The organism is Lapillicoccus sp. (genome assembly GCF_036559105.1).
In the GTDB taxonomy this organism is placed as follows: domain Bacteria; phylum Actinomycetota; class Actinomycetes; order Actinomycetales; family Dermatophilaceae; genus Lapillicoccus.
The window spans coordinates 1-23,053 of the sequence record NZ_DATBTV010000038.1 but is presented as its reverse complement, the minus strand read 5'-3'; the positions used below and the strand labels follow the sequence as shown (position 1 = coordinate 23,053).

The 23,053-nt window shown below is 72.1% G+C and carries 24 protein-coding genes and 1 pseudogene; 12 read left to right on the top strand and 13 right to left on the bottom strand.

The window, feature by feature from the left end:
- The first annotated feature begins 11 nt into the window (after positions 1 to 11).
- From VIG79_RS05480 to mobA, 4 genes are read left to right on the top strand one after another with little or no spacing between them, the layout of a single operon-like run.
- A complete protein-coding gene (locus VIG79_RS05480) occupies positions 12 to 1,265 on the top strand; it encodes a glycosyltransferase (RefSeq protein ID WP_331883150.1) in 1,254 nt (417 codons plus the stop codon).
- The gene (locus VIG79_RS05475; RefSeq protein WP_331883148.1) at positions 1,262 to 2,032 is read left to right on the top strand and encodes an IclR family transcriptional regulator; all 771 of its coding nucleotides are present in this window, start codon (positions 1,262 to 1,264) and stop codon (positions 2,030 to 2,032) included. The genes VIG79_RS05480 and VIG79_RS05475 overlap by 4 nt, the downstream gene beginning before the upstream one ends.
- Complete coding sequence (locus VIG79_RS05470) at positions 2,029 to 2,829, top strand: GNAT family N-acetyltransferase (RefSeq protein WP_331883145.1); 801 nt, start codon at positions 2,029 to 2,031, stop codon at positions 2,827 to 2,829. Before VIG79_RS05475 ends, VIG79_RS05470 begins: the two co-directional genes overlap by 4 nt.
- Positions 2,830 to 2,832: 3 nt before the next feature.
- Positions 2,833 to 3,423: a molybdenum cofactor guanylyltransferase gene (gene mobA / locus VIG79_RS05465; protein ID WP_331883143.1), complete on the top strand. Its 591-nt coding sequence runs from the start codon at positions 2,833 to 2,835 to the stop codon at positions 3,421 to 3,423.
- A 43-nt stretch (positions 3,424 to 3,466) separates the two neighbouring features.
- Here mobA and VIG79_RS05460 read toward each other — a convergent pair whose 3' ends face one another.
- Entirely contained in the window at positions 3,467 to 4,066 is a 600-nt protein-coding gene (locus VIG79_RS05460) for a hypothetical protein (protein WP_331883141.1), read from the bottom strand.
- A gap of 276 nt (positions 4,067 to 4,342) precedes the next feature.
- Here VIG79_RS05460 and VIG79_RS05455 point away from each other — a divergent pair, with 276 nt between their 5' ends.
- Both VIG79_RS05455 and VIG79_RS05450 read left to right on the top strand, forming a co-directional pair.
- Positions 4,343 to 5,320, top strand: a complete 978-nt coding sequence (locus VIG79_RS05455; RefSeq protein WP_331883138.1) for an NAD(P)H-quinone oxidoreductase — start codon at positions 4,343 to 4,345, stop codon at positions 5,318 to 5,320.
- A 201-nt stretch (positions 5,321 to 5,521) separates the two neighbouring features.
- Positions 5,522 to 6,121: a bacterial proteasome activator family protein gene (locus VIG79_RS05450; RefSeq protein ID WP_331883136.1), complete on the top strand. Its 600-nt coding sequence runs from the start codon at positions 5,522 to 5,524 to the stop codon at positions 6,119 to 6,121.
- Positions 6,122 to 6,134: 13 nt separating this feature from the next.
- Here the strand turns inward: VIG79_RS05450 and VIG79_RS05445 are convergent, their stop codons facing one another.
- Genes VIG79_RS05445 through VIG79_RS05435 form a run of 3 tightly spaced genes read right to left on the bottom strand, consistent with a single transcriptional unit; the run spans position 6,135 to position 9,381 of the window.
- Positions 6,135 to 6,893: a histidine phosphatase family protein gene (locus VIG79_RS05445; protein ID WP_331883134.1), complete on the bottom strand. Its 759-nt coding sequence runs from the start codon at positions 6,891 to 6,893 to the stop codon at positions 6,135 to 6,137.
- Complete coding sequence (locus VIG79_RS05440; RefSeq protein WP_331883133.1) at positions 6,842 to 8,503, bottom strand: FAD-binding dehydrogenase; 1,662 nt, start codon at positions 8,501 to 8,503, stop codon at positions 6,842 to 6,844. The genes VIG79_RS05445 and VIG79_RS05440 overlap by 52 nt, the downstream gene beginning before the upstream one ends.
- On the bottom strand, positions 8,500 to 9,381 hold the full coding sequence (locus VIG79_RS05435) for an LLM class F420-dependent oxidoreductase (protein WP_331883132.1): 882 nt from the start codon (positions 9,379 to 9,381) through the stop codon (positions 8,500 to 8,502). Before VIG79_RS05435 ends, VIG79_RS05440 begins: the two co-directional genes overlap by 4 nt.
- A 17-nt stretch (positions 9,382 to 9,398) precedes the next feature.
- On the opposite strand from VIG79_RS05435, the gene VIG79_RS05430 reads away from it, so the two are divergent.
- Positions 9,399 to 10,022 (top strand): DUF998 domain-containing protein, encoded by a 624-nt coding sequence (locus VIG79_RS05430; protein ID WP_331883130.1) that lies wholly within the window; start codon positions 9,399 to 9,401, stop codon positions 10,020 to 10,022.
- On the opposite strand, the gene VIG79_RS05425 is transcribed toward VIG79_RS05430, so the two are convergent.
- From VIG79_RS05425 to VIG79_RS05410, 4 genes are all read right to left on the bottom strand, one after another.
- Entirely contained in the window at positions 10,011 to 11,789 is a 1,779-nt protein-coding gene (locus tag VIG79_RS05425; RefSeq protein ID WP_331883127.1) for an AMP-binding protein, read from the bottom strand. The two genes, VIG79_RS05430 and VIG79_RS05425, sit on opposite strands and share 12 nt — an antisense overlap.
- Complete coding sequence (locus VIG79_RS05420; RefSeq protein WP_331883124.1) at positions 11,786 to 12,502, bottom strand: PH domain-containing protein; 717 nt, start codon at positions 12,500 to 12,502, stop codon at positions 11,786 to 11,788. The genes VIG79_RS05425 and VIG79_RS05420 overlap by 4 nt, the downstream gene beginning before the upstream one ends.
- A gap of 9 nt (positions 12,503 to 12,511) precedes the next feature.
- Positions 12,512 to 12,772: a YciI family protein gene (locus tag VIG79_RS05415; RefSeq protein WP_331883121.1), complete on the bottom strand. Its 261-nt coding sequence runs from the start codon at positions 12,770 to 12,772 to the stop codon at positions 12,512 to 12,514.
- Positions 12,773 to 12,941: 169 nt separating this feature from the next.
- On the bottom strand, positions 12,942 to 13,736 hold the full coding sequence (locus VIG79_RS05410; RefSeq protein WP_331883119.1) for an efflux RND transporter periplasmic adaptor subunit: 795 nt from the start codon (positions 13,734 to 13,736) through the stop codon (positions 12,942 to 12,944).
- A 58-nt stretch (positions 13,737 to 13,794) separates the two neighbouring features.
- On the opposite strand from VIG79_RS05410, the gene VIG79_RS05405 reads away from it, so the two are divergent.
- Positions 13,795 to 14,061 (top strand): hypothetical protein, encoded by a 267-nt coding sequence (locus VIG79_RS05405; protein WP_331883117.1) that lies wholly within the window; start codon positions 13,795 to 13,797, stop codon positions 14,059 to 14,061.
- Positions 14,062 to 14,903: 842 nt separating this feature from the next.
- Here the strand turns inward: VIG79_RS05405 and VIG79_RS19735 are convergent.
- The 5 genes and pseudogenes from VIG79_RS19735 to VIG79_RS05380 form a co-directional block, all read right to left on the bottom strand.
- A pseudogene (locus VIG79_RS19735) lies at positions 14,904 to 15,014 on the bottom strand (hypothetical protein); the annotation flags it as partial.
- A gap of 184 nt (positions 15,015 to 15,198) precedes the next feature.
- The gene (locus tag VIG79_RS05395) at positions 15,199 to 16,167 is read right to left on the bottom strand and encodes a hypothetical protein (RefSeq protein ID WP_331883113.1); all 969 of its coding nucleotides are present in this window, start codon (positions 16,165 to 16,167) and stop codon (positions 15,199 to 15,201) included.
- A 20-nt stretch (positions 16,168 to 16,187) separates the two neighbouring features.
- A complete protein-coding gene (locus VIG79_RS05390) occupies positions 16,188 to 17,414 on the bottom strand; it encodes an ABC transporter permease (RefSeq protein WP_331883110.1) in 1,227 nt (408 codons plus the stop codon).
- A complete protein-coding gene (locus tag VIG79_RS05385; protein ID WP_331883107.1) occupies positions 17,411 to 18,280 on the bottom strand; it encodes an ABC transporter ATP-binding protein in 870 nt (289 codons plus the stop codon). The genes VIG79_RS05390 and VIG79_RS05385 overlap by 4 nt, the downstream gene beginning before the upstream one ends.
- Complete coding sequence (locus tag VIG79_RS05380) at positions 18,280 to 19,533, bottom strand: efflux RND transporter periplasmic adaptor subunit (protein WP_331883105.1); 1,254 nt, start codon at positions 19,531 to 19,533, stop codon at positions 18,280 to 18,282. Before VIG79_RS05380 ends, VIG79_RS05385 begins: the two co-directional genes overlap by 1 nt.
- 284 nt (positions 19,534 to 19,817) lie before the next feature.
- On the opposite strand from VIG79_RS05380, the gene VIG79_RS05375 reads away from it, so the two are divergent.
- From VIG79_RS05375 to VIG79_RS05360, 4 genes are all read left to right on the top strand, one after another.
- Positions 19,818 to 20,459, top strand: a complete 642-nt coding sequence (locus tag VIG79_RS05375) for a GntR family transcriptional regulator (protein ID WP_331883103.1) — start codon at positions 19,818 to 19,820, stop codon at positions 20,457 to 20,459.
- The gene (locus VIG79_RS05370) at positions 20,456 to 21,766 is read left to right on the top strand and encodes an MFS transporter (protein WP_331883100.1); all 1,311 of its coding nucleotides are present in this window, start codon (positions 20,456 to 20,458) and stop codon (positions 21,764 to 21,766) included. Before VIG79_RS05375 ends, VIG79_RS05370 begins: the two co-directional genes overlap by 4 nt.
- Positions 21,767 to 22,011: 245 nt before the next feature.
- Entirely contained in the window at positions 22,012 to 22,617 is a 606-nt protein-coding gene (locus tag VIG79_RS05365; protein ID WP_331883098.1) for a class I SAM-dependent methyltransferase, read from the top strand.
- Positions 22,618 to 22,640: 23 nt separating this feature from the next.
- The coding region (locus VIG79_RS05360) for a hypothetical protein (RefSeq protein WP_331883096.1) at positions 22,641 to 23,053 on the top strand (413 nt) is incomplete at its 3' end.

Sequence of the window (23,053 nt, the reverse complement as noted above, 5' to 3'; positions counted from 1 at the left end):
GACTCGCAGCCATGCGCATCGTCATCACCACCGCGGGCTCGCGAGGTGACGTCGCGCCGTACACCGGGCTGGCCCGACGCCTGAACGACGCGGGGCACACGGCGGTCATCGCCACCCACGAGGCGTTCCGGGGGATGGTCGAGGCGCTCGGCATCGAGTTCGCCGGGCTGGCGGCCGATCCGCGCGAGGTGCTCGGGAGCGAGGAGGGCCGGCGCTGGCAGGCCACGAGCGGCGTCGTCTCGGCGGTCCGGATGGTCGGGCTCATGCGTCCGTATGCGCGGGAGATGGCCGAGAAGACCCTCGTCGCCACGGAGGGCGCCGACCTGATCCTCTGCTCGAGCCTGACCGCGCCGAACTACCACACCGCCCAGGGTCGCGGGATCCCGAGCATGGGGGTGTTCCTCCAGCCCTTGGAGCGGACCCGGGAGTTCTCGTCGGTCCTGACCGGCGGCGTGCGGTCCTTCGGGCCGTGGGGCAACCGGATGAGCGCGGCGGCCAGCGAGGCCCTGCTCGCGGTCCCGTTCATGGGCGAGGTGAACCGGGCCCGCGTCGGTCTGGGCCTGGCGCCCATCTCGTACCGCCAGCTGCGCCGCGACCTGGCCGACCAGCGGTGGCCCGTCCTGCACGGGTTCAGCCGGCACCTGGTGCCCCGCCCGGCCGACTGGCGACCTGGGCTCGATGTCGTCGGGTTCTGGTGGGCCGAACCGGATCCCACGTGGACACCGTCCCCGGAGCTGCTCGACTTCCTGGCCGCCGGGGACCCGCCGGTGCTGCTCGGGTTCGGAAGTATGGCCGCCGGCACTGGTGACGCCGAGCGCCTGGCCCAGCTGGCGGTCACCGCCCTCCGCGCCGTGGGCGCCCGGGGCATCCTCCAGGCCGGCTGGTCGGGGCTCGCCGCGGTCGCCGACGGCCGGGACGACATCCTCAGCATCGGTGAGGCGCCCCACGACTGGCTGCTCCCGCGCATGGCCGCGGTGGTCCACCACGGAGGGGCCGGCACGACCGCCGCCGCCGTCCACCACGGGGTTCCGGCGGTGCCGGTCCCGGTGCTCGCGGACCAGCCGTTCTGGTCGGAGCGCGTCCACCGTCAGGGCGCCGCCGCGGAGCCGATCCCGTTCACGAGGCTCACGGCCGACCGGCTGGCGTTCGCGCTGCGGCAGGTGCTCCACGTCCCGTCCTACCGCGCCAACGCGAGGGCCCTCGCCGCCAACGTGGCCGAGGAGGACGGCGCCGGAGCGGTCGTCGCGGCCGTGACTCGGCTGTGAGCAACGCCCGGGCCGCGGCGCAGGCGCTCGAGGTGCTCGGGCTGCTGTCGCGGCATACCGAACCGATGCCCGCGGCCATCATCGCGCGCCGGCTGGGCTTGCCCCGGTCGTCGACCTACCACCTGCTGGGCGTCCTCCAGGAGCACGGCTACGTGGTCCACCTGCCCGAGGAGCGGCGCTACGGACTGGGGGTCGCCGCCTTCGAGCTGGGGTCGGCGTACTCGCGGCAGGCGCCGCTGCAGCGCCTCGCCCGCCCGATCCTCTCCCGGCTCGTCGACGAGACGCGGCACAACGCGCACTTCGCGGTCCTGCACGGCAACGACGTCCTCTACCTCGTCGAGGAGCGCGCCCCGCGGCGGCCGTCCCTGGTCAGCGACGTCGGGGTCCGGCTGCCCGCCCAGCTCACCGCCAGCGGGCTGGCCCTGCTCGCCGCCCTGCCCGCGGCTCAGGTCCGCGCGCTCTACCCGTCCCGGTCGTCGTTCGTCCTGCGGCACGGGACGGGGCCGACCTCGTCGACCCAGCTGCGGTCGATCCTCACCGCGGTGCGGGCGAGGGGGTATGCGGTCGAGCACGGCACGGTCACGCCGGACCTCGGGTCGGTGGCGGCGGCCGCCCTGGACCACGCGGGGTACCCGGGCGCGGCGTTCGCCGTCACCTACGAGGAGCGGCTGGTGGATCCAGCGCAGGAGAGTGTGTTGGCTGAGGCCGTCGTGGCCGCCGCAAACGCGTTGTCCCGCCGGATCGGCGGCACCAGGATGAGGGCGTGACGTCTCCTGGCCTGTTGGCCGATCTCGAGCGCTACTACGACACCGCGCCGCGCGCCGCGTGCGACACGGAGGAGCTCGGGCCCCTGACCCTCTTCCTGCCTCGCGGCGGCTTCCCCTACTACGCGAGGCCGCGCCTCGATCTGGCCGGCGAGGTGACCGCCGCTGACGTCCGGGCGGTCCTGGACCGGCAGCGCGAGCTCGACGTCCCGCGGGCGGTGGAGTGGGTCCACGACACGACGCCGTCGCTCCTGGCCGCGGCCCGAGAGGCCGGGATGACCGTCGAGGAGTGCCCGCTGCTGGTGCTGGAGCAGGACCCGCCCCAGCCCGACCCGGCGGCCGGCATCCGGATCGTGGCCGCCGACGACCCCGAGCTGGGCCTGGTGCGCGCCGCCGTCAACGTCGGGTTCGGCACCCCGGGCACCGCCGTCGGCGAGGCCTCCATCGCCGAGCGCGACGCCGACGCGGCCGCCCGTCCGGAGACCGCCGCGCGGGTCGCCGCCCTCATCACGGCCGGGCTGGGCATCCTGGCCGGCGCGTTCGACCCCGAGGCCGGTCCGGTCGGCGGGGGCAGCCACAACCCGCGCGGCGAGGTGTCCGAGATCGTCGGGATCGGCGTTCTCCCGGCCTACCGCCGGCGAGGGCTGGGCGCGGCGATCACCGCGCGGCTGGCGCGGCACGCTCTGGACCACGGCGTGCGGACGGTGTTCTGCTCCGCCCAGGACGACGCGGTCGCCCGGGTCTACGAGTTGGTCGGGTTCCGACGGGTCGGCACCGCCTGCGTCGCCGAGGCCGGCTGACCCGTGGCCCCGTCGCCGGTCACCGCCCTCGTGCTCTGCGGCGGGCGGTCGCGACGGCTCGGCCCAGACGGTGCGGACAAGACCGCGGCGCGACTCGGCGACACGACCGTCCTCGACCACCTTCTCGACGCCCTGCCCCCCGAGTGGCCGGTGGTCGCCGTCGGTGTCCAGCGACCGACCGTCCGCGACGTCCGGTGGACGAGAGAGTCACCCGCCGGCGGAGGCCCGGTCGCCGCGCTGGCCACCGGACTCGCGCTGGTGGACACGATGCTGGTCGTCGTCCTCGCCGGCGACATGCCGTTCGCCGCCGCCGCGGCGACCGGCGTGGCCGCCACCTTGGGTCACGACGGGACGACCGAGGCCGCCGTCGCCGTCGACCCCGACGGACGAGCAAACCCGCTGCTCGCCGCATACCGGACCGCGGCCCTGCGCCACGCGCTGCCGGACGCGCCCGCGAACGTTCCCGCCCGCTCGCTGCTGATCCTGCGGCACGAGACCGTTGCGGTCGATGCCCTGGCCGCCCTCGACGTCGACACCCCTGAGGCGCTCGCGACTGCTCGCCGCCTGGTCCTCGGTGACGCCGGGCGGCCCTGAGAACTCTCCGACGCCGGAGCGATCGTCGAGGCGCTACCGCCGGTCAGCCACAGTGGTTGGGAGTGGTGGGAGTCGTGAAGAGCTCCATCACCGGCACGGGGGTCGACGCCGGGTTGTCGATGCCACAGATGAAGGGAAAGTACCCCGTGGCGGACTGAACGGACATCGTCGGAGTTCCGAACGGGTTGGCCGGCACGCCCAGGTCCAGCGTGACCGTGCCGTAGGCCCCGTTGATGTAGATCTCTCCAGCGTTGTCGACGGCGGTGTTGTTGAGCATGTGAATGCGGTCCTGCCCACCGGCGGGGATGTAGTCGGGTCCCGGAGTGGTGCCGTCATCGCTCCAGGGGCAGTTCAGTGCGGGGTCGGACGGGCAGTCGCTGTACGTGATGGTGATGGGCCGGTCCGTCACGTTGTCGATCACGAAGAGGGGACCACCGACGTTGTTTCCCACGCCGCCGCGCCGGACGGGGGGCAGGCCGCGCCCCAGGGGTTGGTGGCCAGCACCGCCCATCGAGGGCAGCGGGTGAGGCGTGGCCCGGGGAGCCTCGGCGCTCGCGCCGGTTCCGCTGGCCTCGGCGCCGCCCGCATCCACGAGCAGGGCCCCAGCGGCGATGGCCGTGGACACGGTGGCGGCGAGGATCATGGCGGTGGTTGACCGCCGCGCTGTTGGGGTGGTCTTGACAGGGGTTCTCATACGAGGTCGTTTCCTTCTGGTTGACGGGCGCCTGGTTGACGGGCGCCGAATCCCGGTGGTGGTGACCGGGACACCACACTCTGCTCTGCGACCGCACGTCGCGATGTCACCCAGTCGACCAACTCCTCGGTCGACCGCTCGTCCCCGATCGGAGGACGAGCGGGTGAGACGGTGGGAGTCGGGTCCCACGGTCGGTCGTCGGTGACGCCGCCGTAGGGTCACCCCGTGAAGGCGATCACCCTCCCGCAGCCCGGTGGCCCCGAGGCCCTCGTCCTCGACGACGTACCCGACCCCATGCCCCGACCAGGGGAGGTCGTGGTGGAGGTCGTGGCGGCCGGCGTCAACCGGGCGGACGTCATGCAGCGACAGGGGCACTACGACCCGCCGCCCGGCTCGTCGGCCTACCCGGGTCTCGAGGTGAGCGGGCGCATCGTCCAGCTCGGCGACGGGGTCGACGGCTGGTCGATCGGCGACGAGGTCTGCGCGCTGCTGACCGGCGGGGGGTACGCCGAGAAGGTCGCCGTACCCGCGGGCCAGCTCCTCCCGGTCCCGGCCGGGGTCAGCCTCGTGGACGCCGCGGCCCTGCCGGAGGTCACCTGCACCGTCTGGTCCAACATCTTCATGACCGCCAACATCCAGCCCGGCGAGGTCCTCCTCGTCCACGGCGGCGGCTCCGGGATCGGGACCATGGCCGTCCAGCTGGGGCGCGAGGTGGGCGCGCGCGTGGCGGTGACTGCCGGGTCACCGGAGAAGCTCGAGATCTGCCGGGAGCTCGGGGCGTCGATCCTCGTCAACTACCGGACGGAGGACTTCGAGGGCGTCGTCCGCGAGGCCACCGAGGGACACGGCGCCGACGTCATCCTCGACACCATCGGGGCGAAGTACCTCGCCGCCAACGTCGGGCTGCTGGCGGTCAACGGCCGCCTGGTCGTCATCGGTCTGCAGGGCGGGCGCTCGGGCGAGATCAACCTCGGCGCCATGCTCGCCAAGCGGTGCGCGCTGGTCGCGACCACCCTCCGGGCGAGGCCGGCGGCGGAGAAGGCGGCGATCGTCGCGGCGGTCCGGGAGCACGTCTGGCCGCTCATCGAGAGTGGTCGGATCCGCCCCGTGGTGCACGGCACCTACGCCCTCGGTGACGCTCCGGACGCCCACCGCGAGATGGAGGCGTCGACCCACGTGGGCAAGCTGCTGCTGCGGGTCTGAACTGCCCCGAAACACTCGGTTATGTCGCAAAGATTCCGCCCGAGACCATCCCGACGGACTATCCCGGTCCGCTTCGGGAATACCGATGATGAGGGCAGTGACCGCCCGTGTGGCGCCGTCGGCGCCGCCCTGCCCCTGTGGTGGTCGCTGGACGGCGGGGGTCGTAAGGCCCCCGCCGTTCGCATGCGACAGACTGTCGGGATGACCGAGCAGCAGGGCCACCAGGGCAGCCAGTCGGACGAGGAGAACGAGCCCGGCCGCATCGTCGTGGTCACCCAGGACGGGATGGGCGTCTCCTCCCACGGGTCCGGTCGCGAGGGCGCCGACGAGGAGAGCGGCGCCAACCCGGCCGACCTCGTCGAGCAGCCGGCCAAGGTGATGCGCATCGGCTCGATGATCAAGAACCTCCTCGACGAGGTCCGCAACGCGCCGCTCGACGAGGCCGGCCGGACGCGGCTCGCCGAGATCCACCGCCGGTCGATCGAGGAGCTCAAGGCCGGCTTGGCGCCCGAGCTCGTCGAGGAGCTCGACCGGCTGGCCCTGCCGTTCAGCTCGGCGGCTCCGTCCGACGCCGAGCTGCGGATCGCCCAGGCACAGCTGGTCGGCTGGCTCGAGGGGCTGTTCCACGGCATCCAGACCGCGCTCTTCGCCCAGCAGATGGCGGCCCAGCAGCAGCTGCAGGGTATGCGGCGCGCGCTCCCCCCGGGTCACCCCACCTCGGAGGACCCGCGCCAGGGCGTGCCCGGTCAGATGGGTGGCCCACAGAGTCCCGGAGCGGCCGGCACGGGCCAGTACCTCTGACGCCCGCTCGAGGTCACCGCCAGGAGGAGCGTTCGCGGTCGGTCGGCACGTAGTCCTGGTTCCACTGGACGAACGGCGTCTCCAGCTGGTACTTGAGATCGGGCTGCCGGGTCAGGACGACATGGCCGCCGTTGACCGGGTTCTCCAGCGACTCGAAGAACTCGACGCTCCAGTGGAACCAGCGCATGCAGAACAGCCGCATGGTCAGTCCGTGCGTGACGATGACGAGGCTCTGGTCGGACATCGGGTGGCCGCCGGAGTCGGTGGGTTCGGCCTCGATGTACCGCCAGAGCGACTCGAGGAACGTGCTCACCCGGTCGTAGACATCGGAGCCGGACTCACCGTGCGTGAACCGGTAGTAGAAGTGGCCGTACTCGTTGCGGAGCCGCTTCTGCTCGGCGATGTCGGCCGGGTCCTGGAAGTTCGCCCAGTCCTGCTCCCGCAGCCTCGGCTCGATGCGCACGTCCTCGATCGGGACGCCGAGGCCGAGCGCCTCGACGGTCTGCCGGGTCCGGACGTAGGGCGACGCGTAGAGGGTGAGCGGCTCCTGCTCAAGGTATGCGCGCAGTCGCCTCCCCGCCTCGGTCGCCTGCTCGACGCCCTTGGGGGTCAACGTCAGTGCGTGGTCGGGGACGGTCTCGTAGATCGAGTCGTCGACGTTGCCCTGCGACTCGCCGTGTCGCACGAGCACGATGCGGCGCGGCCGGTTGGTGAGCGACATCAGCGCCCGGCCGCGACGGCCCGACCGGCGGTGCGGCCCGAGAACAGGCACCCGCCGAGGAAGGTGCCCTCGAGCGACCGGTAGCCGTGCATCCCGCCGCCGCCGAACCCGGCCACCTCGCCCGCCGCATACAGGCCGGGCACCGGTTCGCCGTCGGCCCGCAGTACTCGGCTGTCGAGGTCCGTCTGCAAGCCCCCCAACGTCTTTCGCGTGACGACGGACAGCCGGACGGCGATGAGTGGCCCGTTAGCGGGGTCGAGGAACTTGTGCGGCGTCGCGGTGCGGATGAGCTTGTCGCCGCGGTATCTCCGGGCGCCGTGGATCGCCGTGATCTGGGCGTCCTTGGCGAAGTCGTTGTCGAGGTTGCGGTCGCGTTCGACCACCTGCCGCTCGATGTCGTCGGCGTCGAGCGGCGCGTCCGGGGTGAGCGTGTTCATCCGCTCGACCAGCCCTTGGATGGTCGAAGCCGTCACGAAGTCCTCGCCGTAGTCGACGAAGTCCTGCACCGGTTTCGGGGCCCCGGGGCGGACCCGACCGAGCACATGGCGCACCGACTTGCCGGTGAGGTCGGGGTTCTGCTCCGAACCGGAGAGGGCGAACTCCTTCTCGATGACCTTCTGGGTGAGGATGAACCACGAGTGGTCGTGGCCGGACTGACGCAGGTGGGCCAGCGTCCCGAGCGTGTCGAAGCCCGGGAAGTACGGCGCGGGAAGACGACGGCCGTTGCCGTCGAACCACATCGACGACGGTCCGGGCAGGATCCGGATGGCGTGACCGGGCCAGATCGGGGCCCAGTTGTGGATGCCCTCGACGTAGTGCCACATCCGGTCACGGTTGATCACCGAGCCGCCGGCGGCCTCGACGATCCCGATCATCCGCCCGTCGACGTAGGCCGGGACTCCGGTCACCAGATGGTCCGGAGGTGTGCCGAGCCGGTCCGGCCACGCAGCGCGGACCAGGTCGTGGTTGCCGCCGATCCCGCCGGAGGTGACGATGACGGAGGGGGCGCTCACGACGAAGTCACCGACGACGTCCCGGTTGGTCGGACGGCCGCGCGACTCCGTGGCGTTGGCCAGCACGGCCCCGCGAACGCCGGTGACGCCCCCGCCATCGACGACGAGCTCGTCCACCCGGTGCCGGAACGCGAACGTCAGCAGACCGTCACGCTCGGCCTCGAACGCCTTGCGCACGAACGGTTCCAGCACACCCGGGCCGGTCCCCCACGTCACGTGGAAGCGAGGCACCGAGTTGCCGTGACCGCCGGCCCGGCCGTCGCCGCGTTCGGCCCACCCCACGACCGGGAACCAGCGCATGCCCTGCTCGTGCAGCCACGCCCGCTTCTCACCGGCCGCGAAGTCGACGTAGGCCCGGGCCCACAAGCCGGGCCAGTGGTCCTCGGGACGGTCGAAGCCGGCGGTCCCGAGCCAGTCCTGCCAGGCGAGCTCGACCGAGTCCTTGACGCCCATCCGCCGCTGCTCCGGGGAGTCGACGAGGAACAGACCGCCGAAGGACCAGAACGCCTGTCCGCCGAGGTTGGCCCGCGACTCCTGGTCGACGACGACCACGTGCCGGCCGGCAGCGGTCAGCTCGGTCGCCGCGACCAGTCCGGCCAGCCCTGCACCGACGACGACGACGTCGGTCTCCCGGACCGTCGCACTCATCCCGAGGCGTTGAGCTGACGCAACAACCCGGGTACCCGGTCGAGGTAGCCCGGCTTCTCGAAGCCCGCCGCGGCGGCGTTGCCGAGGATGACGTGGTCGGTGCCGATCTCCCCGAGACGTCCGAACCGTTCGACCATCTGGTCGTCGGACTCATTCGCGAAGTCCAGCCGGGTGAGCACGGTCTTCTCGATGTCGTCGTAGTCGCGGCCGACGTCCTCGCAGTGGCCCCGGATGACGTCGTACTTGGCCTGCACCTTCGCGGGACCCATGTCGAAGATGTTGCAGGCGTCGGCGTACTGCGCGACGAGGCGCAGGGTCTTCTTCTCGCCACCACCGCCAATGAGGATCCGGGGGTGGGGTGAAGCGATGGCCTGCGGGTGGTTGAGCGGCCGCTCGAGCCGGTAGTGCTTGCCCTCGAAGGGGCGGTCGTCGTCCGACCACATCTGGTGGGCGAGACGCAACGTCTCCTCGAGCCGCTCGAAGCGTTCCGACGTACCGGGGTAGGAAACGCCCAGGCCGCGGTGCTCCTCCTCGTTCCAGGCCGCGCCGATGCCCAGCCAGGCGCGGCCGCCAGACAGCACGTCGAGGGTGGTCACCGTCTTCAGGAGCAGCCCCGGAAGCCGGTAGGTGATGCCGGTCACCAGTGTTCCCAACGTGATTCGCGAGGTGACCCCAGCTGCAAAGGACAGCGCCGCATACCCCTCGAGCATCTCTTTCTCGGGCGGCCCGATCGTCGAGATCTGGAAGAAGTGGTCCATGACCCAGAGGCTGGCCATGCCCGCCTCGTCGGCCTCCCGCGCGACGCGGGCGAACGTGGGCCCGATGCCGTCGGGGGCATCGGGCCACGTGAAGTTCGAGACCTGAAGTCCAAGTTTCATGTGTTAAAGGTATGCCGGTGACCTGGACGCCGCTTCCCCGCATCCCGTGGTGGGCGGTCGCCTCCTCCGTCCTCGCTCCCGTCGCCCTCGTCGGCGGCTGGCTGCTGGGGGCCGCGGTCACCCCCGGCTACGACCCCGTGCGCCAGACGATCAGCGACCTGGCCGCGAGCGACGAACCGCACCGGTGGGTGATGACCGTGGCCCTGGTGCTCACCGGGCTCGCGCACATCGTCACCGCGGTCGGCCTGCGTCCCGCGGACGTCGCCGGACGGGGTCTGCTGGTCGTCGGTGGGGTCGCCACGCTCATCGTCGCCTGGATCCCCAACGCGCTGTCCGGCCGGAACTCGGTCGGCCACATGATCGCGACCTACCTGGCCTTCGCCGCCCTCACCGTGTGGCCGGCCGTGATCGCGGTCAACCGCCCCGACGCGCCGTTGGTCCTGCGGCCTCGGTTCGGCCAGGTCTGCACGCTGGTGCTCGGCGCGCTCGTGATCCTCACCGTGGCGGAGATCGTCACCGGTGGCGCGACGCTCGGGCTGCGCGAGCGGGTGGTGACGACGGCCCAGGCCCTGATGCCGCTGGCGGTCGTCATCGGGTGCCTCGTCGGTCAGCGGGCGGTCACCGCCGTCTCACCCGCCTGAGCGCAGCTGCGGGAACTGGTCGTCCCGCCACTCGTTCTCCGGACGCACGTCGCCGTCCTCGGCGGCGAGGTCGTCCTCGCGGCCGCGCAGCTCGACCCGGCGGATCTTCCCCGAGATCGTCTTCGGCAGCTCGGAGAACTCGATCCGACGGACTCGCTGCCACGGAGCAAGGTGCTCACGCGCATACCCGAGGATCGACAGGGCCGTCTCCTCGGTGGGCTCGTGCCCGGGCGCGAGCACGATGTACGCCTTCGGAACGGCCAGGCGCACCGGGTCCGGCGCGGGGACGACGGCGGCCTCGGCCACCGCGGGGTGCTCGATGAGGACCGACTCCAGCTCGAACGGGCTGATCTTGTAGTCGCTGGCCTTGAAGACGTCATCGGTGCGGCCGACGTAGGTGATGTAGCCGTCGCTGTCGATGGTCGCAACGTCGCCGGTGTGGTAGTAGCCACCGGCCATCGCCTCGGCGTTGCGCTCGTCGTCGCCCTGGTAGCCGGTCATCAGGGGGAGCGGCCGGTCGGTCAGGTCCAGGCAGATCTCACCTTCGCCGGGGCCCTCGTCGGTGGCCGAGACGCGTTCTCCCGTCAGGGGATCCACGAGAACCACAGGAACGCCCGGCAGCGGTCGGCCCATCGAGCCGACCTTTACCGGTGACCCCGGGGTGTTGCCCACCTGGGCCGTGGTCTCGGTCTGGCCGTAGCCGTCCCGCAGCTGCAGGCCCCACGCCTTGTCGACCTGCTCGATGACCTCGGGGTTGAGCGGTTCTCCGGCGCCGATGACCTCGCGCAGCCGACCCGGGCCGCCGGAGAGGTCGGCGTTGATGAGCATGCGCCACACCGTGGGCGGCGCGCAGAGCGAGGTGACCTCGTTGTCGCGGATCACGCCGAGCAGGGCGGCCGCGTTGAACCGCGTGTAGTTGTAGAGGAAGACGGTGGCCTCGGCGTTCCAGGGCGCGAAGAAGCACGACCACGCGTGCTTCGCCCAACCCGGCGAGGAGATGTTGAGGTGCACGTCACCGGGTTCGAGGCCGAGCCAGTACATCGTCGAGAGGTGTCCGACCGGGTACGACACCTGCGTGTGCTCGACCAGCTTGGGCTTGCTCGTGGTGCCCGACGTGAAGTAGAGCAGCAGCCGGTCCTCGGGTGTGGTGCCCGGGTGCTCGGCCGGCGGCACGTCGAGCCGGTATGCGTCGTCGAGCGACGCCCAGCCGTCGGGAGCGGCGTCGCCGCGGGTGACCGCGAAGCGGCCGTACTCGCCGGACACGCCATCGAATGTGCCGGTGTCGGACGCGTTGGCCACGGCGAAGGTCGCCCCGCCACGCTCGAACCGGTCCCGGAGCTCGGCCGGTCCGGCTGCGGTGGCCGTCGGCATGATCACCGCGCCCAGCTTGATGATCCCGAGCATCGTCTCCCAGAGCTCGACCTGGTTGCTGAGCATGACGATCACCGCATCGCCCTTGGCGACTCCCTGCTGGGCCAGCCACGCCGCGACCTGGTCCGAGCGGCGGGCCATCGTGTCGTACGACCACCACTGCGCCGGCTGCCCCGCCGCGGCGTCGGCCTCCTCGAGGATCATCAGCGCAGGGCGTTCGTTGCCGCGGGCGATGGCGTCGAACCAGTCGACCGCCCAGTTGAAGCGGTCGCCCACGTCCGGCCAGCGGAAGCCGGACACGGCGGCGCGGTGGTCGCCGCGCCAGCCCATCAGCTGGTTACGGGCCGTACGGAAGGCCTCGGTCGCGGGCGAGCCCGCATACAGACTCGCGGTCATCGTTCCCTCTCGGAGCGAGGCGCCTCCGGGGCCGTGGTCGTCGTCGGCTCGGTGCTGACCGCCGTGGTCTCTGCCGACCGTTCGTCGGGCCCGGGCTCGCGGCGGCGGGCCTGCGTGAGGCGTTCCTCCTCCTCGTGCATCCGCTGCTCCTCCTGGTGCATCCGGTCGGCGGCCTCCTGATCCGTCTCGAAGCCGGCCCGGTTGACCATGCGCTGGGCCCGCTTGTTGGCGTCCTGGTCGATGAGGTGGTTGAGCAGCTGTTGGATCTGGTCGCTGTGCGGGATCGCCTCGAACGCCTCGTTCGGGCTGTCCCCGGCCGACTCGATGCTCAGCGTCCCGGACCCGACGATGCGGTCCATCAGGGTCTGGCTGAAGCTGACGTCGGTGATCTTGGACAGGGTGATGTCCTTGCCGTTCTTGTTGACGATCCCTTTGCGCACCATGACGCGGTGGGTCGTGATGACGTAGTGCGTCGTCCGCCAGCGCAGGAACGGGACGATACAGAGCGGGATGCCGATGAGCACCCCGACACCGACCGCGATCCACTGGATGACGTTGCCCTTGGTGTCGTCGGGCGAGAGATAGGCGGCGTAGACGCAGGCCGCGATGAGGATGAGCCCGATGACCAGCGAGCCGACGACGGTGCGCCAGTGCGGATGGAGGCTCTTCTCGACCTTCTCGTCGCTGGTCAGCACGTTCTCCGGAAATCCCATCACAGCCCCCTAGGTGGTGAACAGCGGAGTCAGCTCGCGCACGCCGACGACGGTCACGCCGTCGGCGGAGTAGTAGGGGTCCATCTTGAGCACCTCGTCCACCCGTTGGCGACTCGTCGTGAAGACGACCATCGACCCCGAGTCGTCGTCGAACGGGCCGGCGACCAGCACCTCGCCGGCGGCGTGGAGCTCCGTGAGGATCTCGCGATGCCTCGGCCGAAGCTCCAGCCGGGACGGCTTGTCGGTGAACGCGAGCTCGACGACGACCATGCCGTCACCGTATGCCGTGAGGTGCCGGTTCGGAACGACCGTCTTGGGCAGGTTGCCAGGCCTGACCTCGTCCACTCGGAATGAGCTCTGGTGGAAGATCCACCACCGCCTGCCGTGGTGAATCCTCCATCCTGAGCGTCAACGAGCCAGGACCGCGGACCGGCAACCCTCAGCCACCCGGACGAACACCCGCTCCACCCGCTCCGGCACCACCCGGAATGGCCGCACCCCCGCCGGCCCCCGAGCCGGTGAAGCGGGCTGTGCCGCCACCGGCACCGGTGGGCCCAGTCACGCCGCGCACGTTCTGCGAGTTGTTGGTCGGCAGCGCCGCCTGGACGTCGGCGATGACGACCTGTTCCCCCTCGGTGAGCCCGGTGCGGATCTCGGCCAGTCCGCCGCCGACGGCACCGACAGTCACTGTCTTCTCGGTGACGGCGCCATTGGCCAGCACGCCCACCCGCGCGGAACCGGAGGTCACGCCCGGCACGGCCGACACGGGCACCGTCAGGACGTCGTTCGATGACGCGGTGGTGATCGTCGTGGTGGCGTAGGTACCGGAGGCCAGGGTCTGCGGCGTGCTCGGCAGCGTGACGGTGACGTCATAGGTCACCGTCGCGTTCGAGGTGCCGGCCGTCGACGTGGACGCGCTGGGCAGCATCGAGATCTGGGTGACCGTCCCCTTGAGCGCCCCGAGCCCCGGTGGGGTGACCGTGGCGGCCTGACCGATCTTGATGGAGGGCAGCTTGTCGAGGGAGACCGCGAGGGTCACCGTGGCGGCGCCGTCGCCGACGATGGTGATCCCCGAGGAGGACGTCTCGCTCTGCCCGGCGGTGAGGCCGACCGCCCCCACGACGCCACCGATGGGGGCCGTGAGGGTCGACGCGGCCAGGTTCGTCTGCGCGGCCGTGAGCTGCTGCTGGGCCGACGTGATGCTCGCCTGGTCGTTGAGGATCTTGGCCTGCACGGCCGCGGCCGCGGCCTCGGTCGACAGACCCCCGGAGGCGCCGCTGCCGGACGAACCCGTGCTTCGGGAGCTTCCGGAGCTGCCCGAGGAACCCGAGCTGCCCGAGCTGCCCGACGAACCCGCGCTGCTGCCGGATGAGCCCGTGCTGCTCGACGAACCCGTGCTGCCCGTCGACCCGCTGTGGGTGGACGCGCCCGTGCTCCCGGAGGAGCCGGTCTGGCCGCCGGACGACCCCACGGTCCCGCTGGCACCGCTGCTCGAGCTCGAGGCGGCGCTCTGCTGGGTGGCCAGCTCCTTCTGCACAGCGACCAATGCGGTGCCGTAGCTCGAGACCGCCTTCTGGGCGGCCGTCAGAGCGGTGGACCAGGCTTGGAGGGCCGGGACGCACAGCGCGATCTGCTCCGGGGTCACGTCGTACGTGGGCGATCCCGTCGAGGTCGTGGGCGACCCGGTCGGCGACGTCTTCGGGGGCGTGGTCGGTGACGTGGTCGACGAGGTGGTCGGTGACGTCTTCGGGGGCGTGGTCGGTGACGTGGTCGACGAGGTGGTCGGTGACGTGGTCGACGAGGTGGCCGGCGTCGTCGGCGAGTCCGTCGGGGTCGAGGTCCTCGTCGTCGTGGGCGAGGAGGTGGCCGGCGCCCCGGAGGTCTTGGTCGACGCTGTGGCCGCGAGGACGGGCGCGCAGGCCGTGGCCTCCTTCGTCGCGGCGGCGTTCATGGCGGCGAGGGCCGTCTGCATCGGCGCCGCGTCGGGCATGGAGACGGCCGCCGAACCCGACGTCCCGCCGTGCGCTCCGGTGCCGGAGCCCGTCGAGCCGGTCGCACCGGTGGAGGCGCCCGTCGAACCCGTCGAACCCGTCGAACCCGTCGAACCCGTCGAACCCGTCGAGCCGGTCGAGCCCGTCGTGTGCGTCGAGCCGGTCGAGCCCGTCGAACCCGTCGAACCCGTCGTGTGCGTCGAGCCGGACGACGAGGACGACGACGAGGTGCGGCCTGACGACCCGGACGCGCCGGACCCGGTCGACCCCGAGCCCGCCGAGGACCCGGAAGACCCTGTGGGGCTGGTGGTCGTCGTCTGGTCGGTGGTCAGCTGTGCCTGGGCCTGGAGCAGCGCCGCCTCGGCGTCGGTGACCGCCGCCTGGAGAGGGGTCTGGTCGATGGTCGCGAGCTGCTGGCCGGGCGTGACGGTGTCGCCGACCTTGACGGAGACCCCGGTGACGATGCCGCTCACGGGGAACGCGGCAGTCACCTGCGTGACCCGCTTCACCGTCCCGGTCATGGTGAGCGTCTGCGACACCGAGCCCTTCGACGCGGTGGCGACGCGGTAGGTGCCGTCGGTGTCCGGCTTGCTGACCTGGGCGTAGGCGACGTAGCCGCCGGCGCCGAGTACGACGACCACGCCCGCGGCCACCACACTCCGACGGCGCCAGCGCCGCCGGCGCCGGGCCGCTGAGGTGCGCGGATCAGCCATTCGCTCCTCCGGTCGTCGTCGCGGTGCCGGTGGCCCCGCCGCGACCGCCGCCGGGGCCGCCGCCGAACCCGGTCGTGCAGGCCCCGTTCGTCGCGGGCCGCAGCATGATCGAGGTGGCCGCCACGGCTCCGGTGTCATCCGCCTTGCCCAGCGCGCTGGCGCACACGCCGACGGCGACGTCGGTGGCCGCGCCGGCCTTCTGAGCGGTGTAGGTCGTCGAGGAGGTGGTCGTGACGGCCACCGTGGTGGTCGTCGGCGACGAGGTGGCCGTCGAGGAGGCCGTCCCGTTCCCGCGAGCCCGTGTCGTCGCCTGGACGGTGATGGTGTCGCCGCTCACCGCGGTCACCAGGCCGGCGACGGCGCGGCGTCCGAAGTCGGCTCCGCCGCGACCGCCGGTGCCGTTGGTCGCGGTGCCGGTGGGCGCTCCCGCCGGCCGGGTGGCGCCGGCTCCTGGTGCGCCGGGAGCGCCGCCTCCCGCTCCACCGAACCCGGCGCCGCAGTCGCCGTTGGTCGCCGGTCGGACCTCGACGGAGGCGGCGGTGACCTGGGTCGCCGGCGCCGAACCGGTAGCCGTGCCAGTCGTCGCGGGCTCCAGCACGGTGACACAGGACCCGACGGTCACGTCCGTGAGGGCGGCCGCGGCCACGGTGGTGAACGTCGTCGCGTCGGACCAGGTGACCGCCGTCTGGTCGGTACGGGTCTGGACCTGCATCGTCGACCCGTTGACCGCCGCCACGAGCCCGTTCACGCCTGGCTGTCGCTGGCCGGCCGCTCCCCCGGCGCCGGCGGTACCGGTCGGCGCCGGCGTCGACCCGGCAGCGGGAGCACCCGAGCCACCGGAGGCGGACGCCGGGCCGCACGCCGCGAGCGCGAGGGCGGTCAGCAGAGCGACCCCGGCATACGGGAGGGCACGGACTGCGGCGCAGGACGGGCGCGGGAGGCGGATCTGGTTGGAGCTCATAGCAGTTCGGGTCACTTTCTTCATTCGCTGCGAAGGGCGTCGATGGGGGCGAGGCGGGCGGCCCGCTGGGCGGGGTACACGCCGGCGGCCAGGCCGATGGCGAGGGACACCACGAGGGCGCCCACCGCGGACACGGCGGAGATGGTGACCGGCTGGGAGAGGAGGTTCGGCAGGATGGCGGCGCCCGCATACCCGACCGCGAGCCCGAGGATCCCGCCGGTGAGACCGAGGAGGCTCGCCTCGAGGAGGAACTGGCGCAGGATCACCGACGGGGTCGCACCGAGCGCCTTGCGCAGCCCGATCTCGCGGACCCGCTCGGCCACCGACACGAGCATGATGTTCATGACACCGATTCCCCCGACCAGCAACGAGATCGCTGCGATCCCGCCGAGCAGGACGGTGAGGATGTGTTCGGTGTTGGTCGCCGTCTCGACGAGCGACTGCTGGCTGCTCAGGGTGAAGTCCGGGCTCGCCGTGGTCACCCCGTGCGAGGTGAGCAGCGCGGCGTTGACCTCCTGGTAGGCGGCGGACAGGGACTTCTGGTCCTTGGCCTGCAGGTAGATCTGCGAGACCGCCTCCGGGTTGGCGCTCGTGGAGACCCGCGACGCGAACGTCGTCATCGGGACGACCACCTGGTCGTCGAGGTTCGTCGAGGAGCTCGTGCCCTGGGTGTCGAGGATCCCGATCACGGTGAACTGGGCGCTGTTGATGGTCACCGTCTGCCCGATCGGGTTACCGGGGAACAGCTCGCTCGCCGTCGTTGCGCCGAGGACGGCGACCGTGTTGCCGGCGGCCTGGTCGGCCTCGGTGAAGAAGCGGCCCTCGCTCACCGTGCGGGCGCGCACGGACAGCCACGTCGGGGTGGTCCCCACGACGGACGAGGTCCAGGTCTGCGACCCCGCGGCCAGCGCCTGGTTCGACGTCGAGGCGGGAGCGACCGCCGCCACGTCGGGGGCGATGGTCGGGTTGGCCAGCATCTGCGCGTCCCCCATGGTCAGGGTCGTCGCCGAGCCCTGACCGCCCCGGAAACCGGACGACGACGTGGTGCTCCCGGGTGTGACGATGAGCAGGTTGGAGCCGAGGGCGTTGATAGCGCTGGCGACTCGCTCCTGCGCGCCCTGTCCGAGGCCGACCGTCAACATCACCGCGGCGATGCCGATGAGGATGCCGAGCATGGTGAGCACGGACCGCATCCGGCGGGCGAGGATCGCCTCGTATGCAGTGCGGAAGCTGTCCGACCAGGTCACGGTCGGTCCTCCCCCGGCTCGTCGGCCCTGTGCTCCCACAGGGGTACGCGTGAGGCCGGGTCGGGCTCGGCGCCCGACTCGAGCGTGGCGAGGGCCTCGGTGCCCGCCACTTCCTCCTCGTGCGAGTGGTACAGGTGCCCGTCGCGGATGAGCACGGTGCGAGCCGCCTGCTTGGCGACCTCCCGCTCGTGGGTGATGAGCACGACCGTGCGCCCCTGCTCGTGCAGCTCGGCGAAGAGCGAGAGGACGTCGAGCGTCGAGGCGGTGTCGAGGTTTCCGGTCGGCTCGTCGGCGAGGATGAGGTCCGGGTCGGTGACCAGGGCGCGGGCGACCGACACCCGCTGCTGCTGGCCACCGGAGAGCTCGCTCGGGCGATGGTCGAGGCGGTCGCCGAGGCCGACCCGTTCGAGGGCCTCGGTGGCCCGGCGCCGCCGCTCGGCGCGCGGCACTCGCGCGTACACCAGCGGGAGCTCGACGTTGCGCTGCGCCGTGAGGGTGGCCAGCAGGTTGAACTGCTGGAACACGAACCCGATCCGCCGGTTCCGGACGTCGGCGAGCTCCTCCTCGTCCATGACGCCGACGTCGACCCCGGCCAGGCGGTACGTGCCGGAGGTCGGGATGTCCAGGCACCCGAGGATGTGCATCAGCGTCGACTTCCCCGAACCCGAGGGACCCATGATCGCGACGTAGTCACCCTCCGGGACGACGAGGTCGATGCCCCGCAGCGCCTCGACCTCGATCGACCCGGTCGAGTAGGTCTTGCGGACCTGGGACAGGTCGAGGATCGGCTCCGGCTCGGAACCGTCGACGCCCCCCGCCTCGTCGGCCTCGAGCGGCGCGAGGTCGTCGAGGGTGGCCGCGGACATCACTTCCCTCCCGGACCGGCCGGCGCCTGGCCCGGGGCTTGCCCCGGCACCTGGCCGCCACCCGGGTTGACGTTGCCGCCGAAGTTGCCGCCGAACCCGCCCGTTCCGTTGCGCGTCGTCCCGGTGCCGCCGGTCGCGTTGCCGGTCGAGGTCCGACCGACGCGAGCCGTGACGACCACCTCGTCACCGGCGTTGAGGCCCTTGGTGATCTGCGTCGTCGCGCCGTAGACGGTGCCCACGGTGACCGGAGTGGAGACCTGTGCGCCGTCCTTCATCTGGTAGACGACGGTCTGCCCGTTCTCCTGGTGGATGGCCGAGGTCGGGACGGTGAGCACGTCGGGAACCTGCTTGACGGTGATGAGGACGCTCGCCGTCGTACCCGCGTACACGCCCGTCGGGGACCCGGTCACCGCGATGGTGACGGGGAACGTGGAGGTGCCACCGCTGGTCGTGCCGATCACGCCGACGGTCGAGACGGTCCCGAAGATCGGCTGCGTCGCGCCGGTCGGCGTGATCGTCACCTGCATCCCGTTCTTCAGCTTGGCGAGGTCGGCGGCGCCCACCGTGGAGTTGACCACCCACGCGTTCGTCGCGATGACGACGACCTGCGCCGACGACGCCGACGACGCGGAGGTGCTGCCCGCCCCGGCGGAGCCGGTGCCCCCGGACCCACCGGTCCCTCCAGCGGACCCCGTGGACCCGGTGGACCCCGTGGACCCCGTCGACCCGGACGTGCTCGACCCGCCGGTGACCGAGTCGCCGACCGCGACGTTGACGGCGGCCACCGTGCCCGCGATCGAGGAGGTGAGCGACGCCTGACCGAGGGCGTCCTGCGCGGCGGTGAGCTTGCTCTGCGCGGAGGTGACCTGGGCGTTGGCCGAGGCGATCTGGCCGCTGTTGGCCGCGGCGGTGGCCGCGGTGAGCTGGGCCTGGGCGGCCGTCAGCTGCTGCTGGGCGAGGGTCACCGCCGCCTGCAGGCTGGTCGCGTCGATCGACGCGAGAGTCTGGCCCGCCGTGACCGTGTCGCCGACCTTGACGCCGACCGCGGTCACCTTGCCCGTCTGCGCGAACTTGAGGTTGGCCTGGTTGGCCGGCTGGATGGTGCCGGTCGCCGACACCGTCTCCTTGACCGTCTCGGTGCTCGCGGCGACGAGCTGCGTCGTGGCCGCCTCGGTGGCGCTCGCGTTCGACCGGTGCAGGTAGAACCAGGTCCCGGCCGCCGCGGCGACCACGACGAGGATCGCGACGACCACGATCACCGTCCGCCGGCGCCGGTGCCGGCGGGGTGACGCGGGCGGTTGTTCCGTCGCCGACCGACGGCTCGGCGGCGGCGGCGCCTCACCGTCAGTCTCCCGACGGCTCCCTTGAGCAACGGACACGCACCCACCTGCTTCCGCCAGGGCCTGGTCCACACCCGGCCTCGTCACGACCTTTGGAACGTAGGAACGGGTACTGGGGTGACCTTGGCGCGACGCTGTGCAGGACCTGTGAGACGAAGTTGAGGTCGGAGCCCTGTTGCATCTATCTTGGATACAACATGACCACCGCTACTCCGTCCGCCGCCGACCGCGTCTACGCCCAGGTCAAACGCGACATCCTCGCCGGCGGCCTCCCCGGGGGCTCCCTCGTCACCGAGGGCGGCCTCGCCGAGGCGGCCGGCGTCTCCCGAACCCCGGTCCGCGAGGCTCTGCTGCGCCTGGAGGGCGAAGGGCTGGTACGCCTCTACCCGAAGAAGGGCGCCCTCGTCGTCCCACCGTCGGTCGACGACGCGCGGGACGTCCTCGAGGCCCGCATCGTCATCGAGGAGTGGGCCGCGCGTTCGGTGTGGCCCCGCCGGACCGAGCTGATCCCGGCTCTCGAGGCCGAGCTGGAGAGGATGCGCGCCACGCTGGGTTCGGGAGACGTCGACCGGCTGGTGGAGCACGACCGCCGCTTCCACGAGATCGTCGTCCAAGCCGCCGGCAACGGCGTCCTCGCCCGGACCTACCTGGGGCTTCGGGACCGGCAGCTGACCATCCTCGCCGCCCAGTTCCGTCACGGCGGCGACCGCATCGAGCGCGCGGTGGCCAACCACGAACGGCTGCTGGAGGTCCTGCGGACCGGTACCGTCGACGAGCTGGTGGCGGAGACGCACACCCACGTCCACACGGCCCTGGCCGGACTGCCGGTGAACCGGTGACCAACGTCCTCGGCGGTCGGCGGGCCTACGCCGTGTGGCTGGCGGCGCTGTCGGTCTACATCCTCGCCGTCTTCCACCGGACCTCGCTCGGCGTGGCCGGGCTGCTCGCGGCCGATCGGTTCCACATCTCCGGCACGCAGCTCGCGACGTTCACCGTCCTCCAGCTGCTGGTGTATGCGGCACTGCAGGTGCCGGTCGGCGTGCTGCTCGACCGGTTCGGCTCCAAGAGGCTGATCCTCACCGGCCTCGCGCTGATGACCGGCGGGCAGCTGCTGTTCGCCGTGGTGGGGACCTTCGAGCTCGGCGTCCTCGCCCGGGTCCTCGTCGGCGCCGGTGACGCGATGATCTTCGTCAGCGTGATCCGGGTCGTCACCCTGTGGTTCGGGGTGCGGCAGAGCCCGATGATCACCCAGGTGACCGGCCAGCTCGGCCAGGTGGGGGCCATCGCAGCCTCCTTCCCCCTCGCCGCCGCGCTGCACGGAGTCGGCTGGACCCCGACGTTCCTCGCGGCGGCGCTCATGGGGGTCGTGCTCGCCGTCGTCGTCGTGGTGGTCATGCGCGACGCGCCGGGCGAGGAGCACCCGCAGCTGCGCCTGCGAGCCGTCGGACGGTCGCTCCGGAGCACGTGGGACGCCCCCGGCACCCGACTGGGACTGTGGTCCCACTTCACCAGCCAGTTCGGGATGACGGTGTTCACCCTGCTCTGGGGGTTCCCGTTCCTCGTCCGCGGCCAGGGCCTGAGCGAGGCGACGGCCGGTGGGCTCCTCGTGCTCATGACCGCCACCCAGATCCTGTTCGGGCCGCTCCTCGGCGGGGTGGTCGCCCGGCACCCCTACCAGCGGTCCCACCTCGTCCTCGCCGTCGTCGGCGCCATCGCGACCGTCTGGGCCGTGGTCCTGCTCTGGCCGGGTCCCGCTCCGCTGCCGCTGCTGGTCGTGCTCGTGGTCGTCACCGCGCTGGGCGGACCGGCATCGATGGTCGGTTTCGACCTGGCCCGCTCGTTCAACCCGCGGGAGCGCATCGGGAGCGCCCTTGGTGTGGTCAACGTCGGCGGGTTCGTCGCCTCACTGTCCGCGATGGCTCTGGTCGGCATCGTCCTCGACCAGGTCACGCCCGGTGGCCCCACCGCCTACACGCTGGACGGGTTCCGGCTGGCCATGGCCGTGCAGTTCCCGTTCTGGGCGTTAGGCGCGCTCCAGATCTGGCGGTACCGCCGCAAGGCCATCGGGCACCTGAGCGAGCACCACCCGGAGGCGCTCCAGGCGCTGCGCGACGGGGAGTCGGCGCTGCCGGGCATCTCGCGCTGAGCGAGGTTGGGCGCGGCGGCGCGTGGGGGGTGCGCCGCCGCGCCCGAGGGTCGTACCCATCGGGGGATGGCGCGACCCGTAGCTTCGGAGGGGACAGGGGGGCGTACCTCCGGAGCGGGCACAGCATACGGTTACCTGCCGGTAGCGATGCAAGTCGGCCTCCGCGTGTCGACCGGCGGTGAGACTCGAGGGTCTGGGTGGCCCTCGCTTCCTCTGTCGAGCACGGGATCGCCACACTGGTCAGCGTGGACTCCAGCGCCTGGGACGCCCGGTATGCGGCCACCGACCTCGTCTGGTCGGCGACCCCGAACGCCGTGGTCGCCCGCGAGACGGCGGACCTCCCGCCGGGGCGGGCTCTGGACCTCGCCGCGGGCGAGGGGCGCAACGCGATCTGGCTGGCCTCGCGGGGGTGGCGGGTCACCGCCGTCGACTTCTCGGCGGTCGCGACCCGACGGATCCGCGAGCTGGCCGACGACCGGCTGGGCCCGGAGACCGGCCGGGTCTGCGCGGTGACCGCGGACCTGATGGCGTGGACTCCCGACCCGGCGAGCGCCGATCTGGTGGTGCTGGCGTACCTGCAGCTGGTCGCCGGAGAACGCCGGCCCGCCCACCGCGCGGCGGCGGCCGCCCTGGCTCCTGGCGGCACGCTCCTGCTCGTGGCGCACCACTCGGACAACCTCAGCTACGGCGTGGGCGGACCGCAGGATCCGGGGGTGCTCTTCACCCCGGCCGACGTCGAGGCCGACCTGGACGGGACCGCTCTCGTTCTCGAGCGGGCCGAGCGGGTGGACCGCGTCGTCCCGACCGGCGTAGCGCTCGATGTGCTCGTCCGGGCGCACCGGCCGGCCTGACGGCCCGCCGCTAGGGTCCGGGCATGCCTTCGGTCCCGCCCGCCCGTCCCATCCGCGGCGTGGTCTTCGATTTCCACCACACCCTCGCGCACGCGGGCGACCCGGCGGTCTGGCTCCAGCAGGCCTGGGCCGGCCTCGGCCGTGACGGCGACGCGGCCACCGGGCTCGGACCGGCCGACCACGAGGGGGCGATGGCGTTCCTCGACCGCCTCTGGGAGCACGCCCGCGACGTCGACCCGGACAGCGAACGCGACCTCGACCCACGACGCCATCGCGAGGTCTTCGACCGGACCATGGCCCAGGCTCCAGGGATCGACCTCGAGCTCGCCGACGCGCTCTACTCGATCATGCACCGGCAGTGGGACGTCTACGACGACGTGCTTCCGGTCCTGACGGCGTTGCGCGACAAGGGAGTCCGCGTCGCGATGCTCTCCAA

Bases quoted from the DNA above. Each gene is read 5' to 3' on its own strand.
- VIG79_RS05415 (WP_331883121.1), bottom strand. From the start codon at position 12,772: ATGGTCGTCGTCGAGCTCGCGTTCACCGACAAGCCGTCCCGGCTGGAG.
- VIG79_RS05480 (WP_331883150.1), top strand. From the start codon at position 12: ATGCGCATCGTCATCACCACCGCGGGCTCGCGAGGTGACGTCGCGCCG.
- VIG79_RS05425 (WP_331883127.1), bottom strand. From the start codon at position 11,789: ATGACCGCGAGTCTGTATGCGGGCTCGCCCGCGACCGAGGCCTTCCGT.
- VIG79_RS05440 (WP_331883133.1), bottom strand. From the start codon at position 8,503: ATGAGTGCGACGGTCCGGGAGACCGACGTCGTCGTCGTCGGTGCAGGG.
- VIG79_RS05450 (WP_331883136.1), top strand. From the start codon at position 5,522: ATGACCGAGCAGCAGGGCCACCAGGGCAGCCAGTCGGACGAGGAGAAC.
- VIG79_RS05375 (WP_331883103.1), top strand. From the start codon at position 19,818: ATGACCACCGCTACTCCGTCCGCCGCCGACCGCGTCTACGCCCAGGTC.
- VIG79_RS05460 (WP_331883141.1), bottom strand. From the start codon at position 4,066: ATGATCCTCGCCGCCACCGTGTCCACGGCCATCGCCGCTGGGGCCCTG.
- VIG79_RS05435 (WP_331883132.1), bottom strand. From the start codon at position 9,381: ATGAAACTTGGACTTCAGGTCTCGAACTTCACGTGGCCCGATGCCCCC.
- VIG79_RS05420 (WP_331883124.1), bottom strand. From the start codon at position 12,502: ATGGGATTTCCGGAGAACGTGCTGACCAGCGACGAGAAGGTCGAGAAG.
- VIG79_RS05395 (WP_331883113.1), bottom strand. From the start codon at position 16,167: ATGAGCTCCAACCAGATCCGCCTCCCGCGCCCGTCCTGCGCCGCAGTC.
- VIG79_RS05385 (WP_331883107.1), bottom strand. From the start codon at position 18,280: ATGTCCGCGGCCACCCTCGACGACCTCGCGCCGCTCGAGGCCGACGAG.